Origin of the sequence: Vibrio sp. M260118 (genome assembly GCF_036533755.1) — a bacterium.
In the GTDB taxonomy this organism is placed as follows: domain Bacteria; phylum Pseudomonadota; class Gammaproteobacteria; order Enterobacterales; family Vibrionaceae; genus Vibrio.
Genome location: NZ_JATABG010000426.1, coordinates 1 through 2,693 on the forward strand (window position 1 = coordinate 1; position 2,693 = coordinate 2,693).

The following is a 2,693-nucleotide window of genomic DNA, read 5'->3' on the forward strand; positions in this document are numbered from 1 at the left end:
ACATTGAGAAACGGAACCAAGGTCTACATTTTATACCCTAATTTTGTACATGGTTAAACTTTCAACAACCCCAATACTTATTGGCGATACATGTCATATTTAACACGCAAACAACAAGTTAGTTGCAGTTAAAATTAGTCTTAATGTTCGAAGAGTGTTATTTTATTGGCGCCAACAATGATTCATTCTCATTTTTGAGTCAGATAAATTGATTAATATCCTCACCTACCAGCACTTCCAGGAGAGTTAGAGTGAATAGGAATAAGTTGAAAGTACTAAGTTGCATGATCGCACTTAGCTTTCCCGCACATAGCCAGACATTAGAACAAGCAGTCGCTTTTACTATTACGACCAACCCAGAGATAAAAGCGTCATACAATGAATTTAGAAGTAAGTTCTTCGATGCCGAAGCATCTAGCGGTGCGTATATGCCTAAGTTGGATCTTGATGCCGGAATTGGTTATGAAGCTGTAGACTTAGCGTCAGGTACAGAAGATGAACTAACTCGTAAAGAAGCGACACTCACTCTAACTCAACTTCTATGGGATGGTTCTGCGACACTAAACGATATGGATCGCACAGCAGCAGATGCAGAATCAGTTCGTTATCAATTAATCTCTGATGCGCAAGATATTGCACTGCAAGTTACTCAAATTTATCTTGATGCAACAAAGGCTTATGAGATTCTTGCGCTTTCAGAAAGCAACCTTGCTGTGCACAAAGATATATACTCAGATATTAAAAAGCGTGTCGATTCGGGTATTGGATCTACGGCTGACCTATCACAAGTTGAAGCCCGTTTAGCAAAGGCTCACGGGAACCTGCTTGCCGCTCAAAATAATCTTTTCGATGCACACACGCAGTTCAAAAGAATTGTCGGTCAATCCCCGGAAGGGCTTGTCTTCCCACGAGCAGACCAAACTGCGATTCCTTACACTGTAGATGAAGCTTTAGAAACCGCGTTCAACGAGCACCCAGTAGTTAAAATCGCTCTAGCGGACGTTGACTCAGCGCGTTTCCAGTACGACCAAACTAAAGGGGTTAATTACCCAACATTCTCTATTGAAGCGAACCAAACTTGGCGCGATGACGCAGGTGGAATCGAAGGTGGTAGTGATGAATTTTCTGCCATGCTGCGACTGCGTTACAACCTATACAACGGTGGTTCTGATGCCGACCGCACTGAAAGCGCCGCCTATCAGTTAAACAAAGCGAAAGATTTCCGCGATCGCACCTATCGCAGTGTTGAAGAAGGCTTGCGCCTGTCTTGGAGTGCATTGGATCTCACCGTACAGCAGAAAGACTTTTTAGCAGACCACGTAGACTCGGCATCAGAGACGGTTATTGCTTACGAGAAACAGTATCGATTAGGCAAACGAACACTTCTCGATCTGTTAAACACAGAAAACGAGCTTTTTGAAGCGCGCAAAGGCTATTTGGACGCGAAATACGATGAACAATACGCCAAATACCGTGTGATGAATGCAACTGGAAACCTGCTAGCAGCCTTGCGTGTCGCTACACCTCAAGAGTGGAACGAGAAGGTAGAATACTAATATGAATAAATCATTACTAACGATGCTTGTCACCGCGACCCTATTTGTAGCGCCACTTAATGCTGAAGATAGCTATGACTACATCTCGACTCCAGAGCCTAGTCAAGTAGATGATCTTTTAGACGACGACAATGACGGTGTTATCAACGCTCGTGACTTATGTCCGCAAACGCCTCAGAAAGCAGATATAGACAACGAAGGTTGTGGTACCTACATCAAAACTGAAGAAGAGCTGAGCTTACACATTTTGTTCGCCAACGATTCAGATGAGATTCAGCCTGTTTTTCTGACACAGATTCGTGAAATGGCGGAGTTCTTAAAAACTTACCCTTCAGCATCTATCGAACTACAAGGATTTGCCAGCAAGGTAGGCAACGAAGATTACAATCTAGCACTGTCTGAACGTCGTGCTAATTCAGTAAAAGATGCTCTACTTTCTTACGGCACTGAGTCCGAACGTGTCCAAGTAGTCGGCTTCGGTGACAACAACCTCAGCGAACTTGGCGATGACCAGGTTAGTCACGCCAAAAACCGCAAAGTTGTGGCTACAGTTGTCGGCCACAAAGGTAACGTAAAAGAAGAGTGGACTATCTTCACCAAGATCGGAAAATAGCCCGTTGAACCAGAAAAAGGGAGCGTGGCTCCCTTTTTTATTTGGCTTTTAACTAGACAATGTTAACCTAGCAGCGAATCCACCTACGAGATGAAACCAATGAGCAAATTATCTTCTGATATTCAAACAAACCTAGAGCTATTTGTTGCTGAAACAAAGCAATCAAAATTGGTTTGGGGCATGCGAAATGAAGAGGGTTGGCTAGCTTGCGACTCTACTGAATTTGAAAACAGCGAAGTTATGCCTTTCTGGTCATCAAAAGAAGATGCCGTGACTCACAATGTTGAAGAGTGGGCTGATTTTGAAGTACTAGAAATTCCGTTGGACATTTTTGTTGAAGATTGGCTACTAACTCTAGCTGAAGATGGCGTTCTGGTTGGCACCAACTGGAATGACCAACTGGAAGGTAAAGAGATGGAACCATCTGACCTTGCAAAAATGTATCTAAACTAAAGTTCTATAAAAAAGCGCCTCTCTGGCGCTTTTTTATCATTTACAGCAAGCCAAGTCGCATTTATCAAATT

3 protein-coding genes are annotated in these 2,693 nt (G+C 43.1%); all 3 read left to right on the forward strand.

Annotation, left to right across the window (positions count from 1 at the left end; all coding sequences use genetic code 11):
- The first annotated feature begins 284 nt into the window (after positions 1-284).
- The 3 genes from QTO00_RS17840 (at position 285) to QTO00_RS17850 (ending at position 2,622) form a co-directional block, all read left to right on the forward strand.
- Entirely contained in the window at positions 285-1,556 is a 1,272-nt protein-coding gene (locus tag QTO00_RS17840; protein ID WP_443088943.1) for a TolC family outer membrane protein, read from the forward strand.
- Between the two features lies 1 nt (position 1,557).
- On the forward strand, positions 1,558-2,169 hold the full coding sequence (locus QTO00_RS17845) for an OmpA family protein (RefSeq protein ID WP_331425976.1): 612 nt from the start codon (positions 1,558-1,560) through the stop codon (positions 2,167-2,169).
- A gap of 99 nt (positions 2,170-2,268) precedes the next feature.
- On the forward strand, positions 2,269-2,622 hold the full coding sequence (locus tag QTO00_RS17850; RefSeq protein WP_331425977.1) for a DUF2750 domain-containing protein: 354 nt from the start codon (positions 2,269-2,271) through the stop codon (positions 2,620-2,622).
- The last annotated feature ends 71 nt before the right edge of the window (positions 2,623-2,693 follow it).

Excerpts from the sequence above, each read along its gene's own strand:
- QTO00_RS17850 (WP_331425977.1), top strand. The coding sequence starts at position 2,269 with ATGAGCAAATTATCTTCTGATATTCAAACAAACCTAGAGCTATTTGTT.
- QTO00_RS17845 (WP_331425976.1), top strand. The coding sequence starts at position 1,558 with ATGAATAAATCATTACTAACGATGCTTGTCACCGCGACCCTATTTGTA.
- QTO00_RS17840 (WP_443088943.1), top strand. The coding sequence starts at position 285 with ATGATCGCACTTAGCTTTCCCGCACATAGCCAGACATTAGAACAAGCA.